Source organism: Mycobacterium sp. ABE4_509 (assembly GCF_056160785.1).
Genome location: NZ_JBSWXU010000219.1, coordinates 1 through 5,965, shown reverse-complemented (window position 1 = coordinate 5,965; position 5,965 = coordinate 1). Strand labels below are relative to the sequence as shown.

Annotated in this window: 4 protein-coding genes; all 4 read right to left on the bottom strand. The window is 72.0% G+C overall.

Annotated features, from left to right (window positions below):
- Positions 1-1,437 (bottom strand): ArnT family glycosyltransferase (locus ACXAID_RS26670; protein ID WP_475025190.1); only part of this gene is annotated, 1,437 nt, incomplete at its 3' end.
- A complete protein-coding gene (locus ACXAID_RS26665; protein WP_475025189.1) occupies positions 1,434-2,705 on the bottom strand; it encodes a bifunctional glycosyltransferase family 2/GtrA family protein in 1,272 nt (423 codons plus the stop codon). The genes ACXAID_RS26670 and ACXAID_RS26665, both read right to left, overlap by 4 nt.
- Positions 2,706-2,746: 41 nt before the next feature.
- On the bottom strand, positions 2,747-4,603 hold the full coding sequence (locus ACXAID_RS26660; RefSeq protein WP_475025188.1) for an ArnT family glycosyltransferase: 1,857 nt from the start codon (positions 4,601-4,603) through the stop codon (positions 2,747-2,749).
- A gap of 22 nt (positions 4,604-4,625) precedes the next feature.
- Positions 4,626-5,965 (bottom strand): sensor histidine kinase (locus ACXAID_RS26655; RefSeq protein ID WP_475025187.1); only part of this gene is annotated, 1,340 nt, incomplete at its 5' end.

The window sequence follows — 5,965 nt, the reverse complement described above, 5'->3', positions numbered from 1 at the left end:
GAGCAGGAGCGCCGCGGCGGCCAGCGCGAAGACCCCGGCCCGGCTCAGCCGGTGCACACCGACCGCGATCACCGCCGCGACCAGCACCGAGCCCGCCAGCACGACCCAGCGCAGCCACGGGAACCAGTCCGGGGTGCGGGCCAACAACACGAACGCCCACACGCCGGTGGCCGCCGACATCGCGGCCAAGGTCACCCGCGGCGCCCGGAAGCGCCTGCCCCGCCACAGCTCGGCGGTGCTGATCCCGACCAGCGCCGCGACCGCGGGCGCCAGGGCGACCGTGTAGTACGGGTGGATGATGCCGTCCATGAAGCTGAAGACGGCTCCGGTGACCACCAGCCATCCGCCCCACAGCAGCAGGCTGGCCCGCACCGCGGCCGTACGCGCGCTGCGCCGGGTGAACCACAACCCTGCGACCAGCCCGATCAACGCAGCAGGCAGCAGCCAGGACGCTTCGGCTCCCATCGACGCACCGAACAACCGGGTGATGCCGGGATCGCCGCCGAAGAACAGGTTCGCGCCACCCCCCGGGCCGCCACCGGGCCCACCACCGCCGCCGGGGCCGTCCCCGCCGGTCATTCGTTGGATCCCGTTGTAGCCCAGCGCAAGCTGCAACAGGCTGTTGTCGGTGGAGCCACCGATGTAGGGCCGCGAATCGGCCGGCCACAGACTCACCAGCATCAGGAACGAGCCGGCTGTCACCACCATTGCGCCGGCGCCGGCGGCGAGCTTGCCGAGGCGCCGCCACAGCCCGCCCGGGGCGGCCACCAGAAAGGCCAACCCCAGACCGGGAACGACGAGGAAGGCCTGCAGCATCTTGGTCAGGAACGCCAGACCCAGCACCACTCCGGCCAGCACGATCCACCGGGTGCGTTCCGAGGCGACGGCCCGCACGATCAGATAGGCCGCCACCACCAGCAACAGCACCAGCAGCGCGTCGGGGTTGTTGTAGCGGAACATCGACGCCGCCACCGGTGTCACCGCCAGCGCAGCCCCGGCGATCAGCCCGGCGCCCGCTCCGCTGACCCGGCGCACCGCCGCATAGAGCACCCCGACCGAGGCCACCCCCATCAGCGCCTGCGGCAGCAGCATCGTGAACGGCGTGAAACCGAACAACCGGCCGGACAGGGCCATCACCCACAGCGCCGCCGGCGGCTTGTCCACCGTGATGGCGTTGCCGGCGTCCAGCGAACCGAACAGCCACGCCGTCAGATTCTGGGTGCCCGCCTGGGCCGCGGCGGCGTAGTAGTCGTTGGCCCATCCCGAGGAGCCGAGCCCCCAGAGGTAGAGCACCGCGGTCACGGTCAGCAGCCCGAGCACCGCCGGGCGCACCCAGCGCGGCTGCCCGCCGGCGCCGAACACCAGCCGGTCCAGCAGGGGCCGCCGCGCCGCAGGAGTGGTCTCTGCCGCACCGGGGGTGTCGAGTGTGAGCGTCATCGTGGGTCTCCCTCGCTCCGGCGCGGATGGAACACCCAGCCGCGCAGCAGGACGAACCGCACAGCGGTGGCCACCAGGTTGGCCACCACCAGCACGGCGAGTTCGGTGAAGTGGTGCGGGGCGGGCACCACCGCGTGCAACAGTCCCAGCGCACCGCTGGTGATGGCCAGCGCGATGCCGAAGACGATGAACCCCTCGGCGTGGTGGCGGGCCACCCGGGGCCGCCCCGAGATGCCGAAGGTGAAGCGCCGGTTGGCCGCCGTGTTGCCGATCGCGGTGAGCGCCAGGGCGGTGACGTTGGCCAGCTGGGCACCCATCCATCCCTGCAGTAGCACGAACAGCAGCACATAGGCTGCGGTGGAGGCGATCCCGACCGTGCTGAACCGCACGGCATGACGCATCAGCGATCCGGGCGCCGCCGACCTCGACGAGCCCAGCTGCGCGGAGATGGCGTTGACCGGGATGGCTCCGCCGGCCAGTCCGCGAAGCAGCCGACCGATCCCCTTCAGGTCGGCGGCGGCGGTGCTGACGATGTCCACGCGGCTGTCCGGGTCGTCGACCCAGTCCACCGGGACTTCGTGGATGCGCAGGCCGCAGCGCTGCGCGAGCACCAGCAGTTCGGTGTCGAAGAACCATCCGGTGTCCTCGACGTGGGGCAGCAGTTGCGCGGCGACATCGGCGCGGATCGCCTTGAAACCGCACTGGGCATCAGAGAACCCGGCGGCCAGGGTGGATTTGAGGATGAGGTTGTAACAGCGCGAGATGAACTCCCGTTTCGGCCCGCGCTGCACCCGCGCGCCGCGGCCCAGCCGGGTGCCGATCGCCAGGTCGGAGTGACCCGAGATCAGCGGTGCGACCAGCGGGGCCAGCGCGGCAAGGTCGGTGGACAGGTCGACGTCCATGTACACCAGCACCGCCGCGTCTGACTGCGACCACACCCGGTGCAGTGCCCGGCCCCGGCCCTTCTCCTCCAGCCGGACCACCCGCACGTCGGTCAGCTCGGCGGCCAACTGAGCCGCGATCTGCGGGGTGTCGTCGACGCTGGCGTTGTCGGCGATGGTGATCCGCGCGGGGAACGGGATCCCGGTGCGCAGGAAGCGGTGCAGCCGGTTGATCGAGCCGGCCAGCGCCGCCTGTTCGTTGTACACCGGTACGACGATGTCGAGCACCGGGACACCCGCGCTGCGGGCGGTCCGGGCGGCATCCGGGCGCGCGCTGAATGCGCCGCGTTCACAACGGATATCAAGATCCAGATCGATGTCTGTCATGACATCGATACTCGACGCCGCGGGTGAGCTCACCGTGGGCCTCAGCTATGCGGTGGCTGTGAGCTGACCCGGGGCTGGGTCAGGTCGTAGACGACGGTTCCGGCGCTGGTCGTCGCCGAGTACCGGCGCGCGACCCAGTCGGTGATCGCCGCGGCTTCGTCCGAACCGGAGCCGTCGGCGCTCCCCATCATCCGGCTCTCGACGAAGTAGTGGATCCGCCCGTCGGAGACGTAGCGGCGGAACTGCTCGAGCGTGGGCGACGGATCGGTGCCGTTGAAGCCACCGACCGCCATCACCGGCACTCCTGCCGCCAGCTGGTAGCCCGCGGCATTGTTCGATCCGACCACCGCTGCCGCCCAGGTGAATTGCTCGGCATCGGCGGCCAGCAACCCGGCCAGCTCACGGCTGGGCGTCGGAGCGTTCAACAGCCCGCCGCCGAAGCCACCGCCACCGGCGGGGCCGGAGGTCGGGACCGCGCCGGTGTGCGGTGTCATCGCGGTCGCCACCGAATACGCCGCCGGTGCGGCCAGGCACGACACCAGGGCCAGGCCGGCGACGAACCCCGCCGCCCGCGGGTGGAGCCGGTCGGCGACCAGAATCAGCGCTGCCGCTGCGACACCCCCGACCGCCACCGCAGCGCGCAGCCAACCCAGCCCGTCGCCGTGCCGCGACAGCAGCACGGCCGCCAGCATGGTCGTGACGAGTACCGCACCGGACAGCGTCAACGCCGCCGGGACGTCGGCGCGGCGCCGCCACAGCAGCGTTGCGCCGATCCCGATCCCGGCCGCGATCGCCGGGGCCAGCGCCACGGTGTAGTACGAATGCACGATCCCGTTCATGAAGCTGAACACCACCGCGGTGACCACCAGCCAGCCGCCCCAGATCAGCAGTGCCGCGCGGGTCGGGTCGGTTCTGGGCGCCCGCCGGGTGACGACGAACGCTCCGGCCAGGCAGAGCACCGCCGCCGGTAGCAGCCAGGCGATCTCGGTACCCATCCCCATCCCGAAGAGCCGGCCCCAGCCGACGTCGTGGTTGAGGTTGCCCAGCCCGCCCGGCTCGTCCCCGGTCAGTCTGCCCACCCCGTTGTAGCCCAGCGCCAGTTCCAGAAGGCTGTCGTGCTGCGACCCGCCGATGTAGGGCCGCGCCGAGGCCGGCCAGAGCTCCACCAGGGCCACATACCAACCCGCCGCGAGCACCGTGGCCGCCGCGGCAGCGGCGACGTCCCAGGCGCGCCGGCGCAGCGCGGTACGCCCGGCGACGAGGTAGGCCAGCGCCAGCGCGGGCGCGACGAGCAGCGCCTGCAGCATCTTGGCCAGGAAACCGAATCCGACCGCCACCCCCGCGGCGACGAGCCACCACCGGCCGCCGCGAGCCTCGCAGGCGCGCTGGGTGCAGTACGCGGCGACCACGAGCAGCACCACCAGCAGCGCGTCGGGGTTGTTGAACCGGAACATCAGTGTCGCCACCGGTGTCAGAGCCAACACCGCACCGGCGATCAACCCCGCGCCCGGTCCGGCGACCCGGCGCACCGCGGCGTAGAGCACCGCGACGGCGGCCACCCCCATCAGCGCCTGCGGGACCAGCACGCTCCACGGGTTCAGCCCGAACATCCGCACCGAGACGTCCATCACCCACAGTGCCGCGGGCGTCTTGTCTACGGTGATCGCGTTGGCCGGATCGCTGGATCCGAACAGCATCGCGGTGAGGTCGCGGGCGCCGGCCTGCGCGGCGGCCGAGTAGAACGCATTCGCCCACCCGCTGGCGGCGAGGTTCCACAGGTACAGCGCGGCCGTCCCGGCGAGCAGCCCCACCAGCCATACCCGCGACTCGGCCGTCGGCCGCTTCCAGGCGGTTTGGCGGTGATGCCGGGTCGGTCCGGGCGAAATGGGTTGCCGCACCTGACGATCATCTGTGCCCGCGCTAGGCCTGCGATGGGTCGCCGCTGTGCCCAGGCTGTGCGTCGCCGGGCAGGGTGACGACGAATTCCGTCCTGCCCGGGACACTCTCGGCGACGATCGAACCGCCGTGCGCGCGCACCACCGCATCGACGATGGCCAGCCCCAGGCCGGTGCTGCCGTCGCGGCGCGAGCGCGAGGTGTCGCCGCGGGCGAAGCGTTCGAAGACCTCGGGCAGCAGTGTTGCCGGGATGCCCGGCCCGTCGTCGACGACGGTCAGAACGGTCGCCGAATCCGCGTCGGGGTCACCTCCGCGCAGCGACGTGGTCACCGTGGTTCCCGGCGGGGTGTGGGTGCGGGCATTGGCCAGCAGATTGGCCAGCACCTGGTGCAGGCGGGCCTCATCGCCGGTGACGATCACCGGTTCGTCGGGCAGGTCGAGCTCCCACGAGTGTTGCGGACCGGCGACGTGGGCGTCGCTGACCGCGTCGACCACGAGGCGGGTCAGATCGACCGGCTCGCGCTCCAGCGGGCGGCCGTTGTCCAGGCGCGCGAGCAGCAGCAGATCCTCCACCAGCCGCGTCATCCGGGCGGTCTCGGATTCGACACGATCCATCGCGTGCGCCACTTCGGGCGGCAGCTCACCGTGCTTGCGTTGGGCCAGTTCGGTGTAGCCGCGGATGGCGGCCAGCGGCGTGCGCAGCTCGTGGCTGGCGTCGGCGACGAACTGCCGAACCCGGGTCTCGCTGGCGTGCCGCGCCGACAGCGCACCCGCGATGCGGTCCAGCATCCTGTTCAGCGCCGCGCCGAGCTGACCGACCTCGGTGCGCGAGGCGGCCGGGTCGACCTTGACGATCGGTGTGGGCAGCCGCACCTCGCCGCGGTCCAACTCGAGGTCGGCGACCTGTTGAGCGGCAGCGGAAACTCTTGCCAGCGGGGCGAGCTGGCGTCTTACGATGACGACGCCCGCGGCGGCGGCCACCAGGAGCGCGGTCCCGGCGACGACGGCGAAGATCACCACCACCCACATCAGTGTGTCGTCGACGTCGGTGGTGGGCACCCCGGTGACGACGGTCGCCCCGAGGTGCCCCGGGTGCAGGGCGATCACCCGGTAGCGGCCCAGCCCGTCGAGCATCACCGTCCTGGGCTCCTCATCGGCCGGCACCTCGGCCAGCTGCTGGGCTGCCGCAGCATCGATCTCAGCTCGCGCACCGTCTGCGGTGATCACCCCGGCAGTCGCCGGGCGGCCGTTCACGACGACGGCACCGACGGTTCCGACGGCCTGTCCGGGCGCGTTGAGGAACTCCGGGCCAGGACCGGAGTCGGCGCGCGCGCCCGGCGCCGCACCGGGAACGGGCAGCGGCC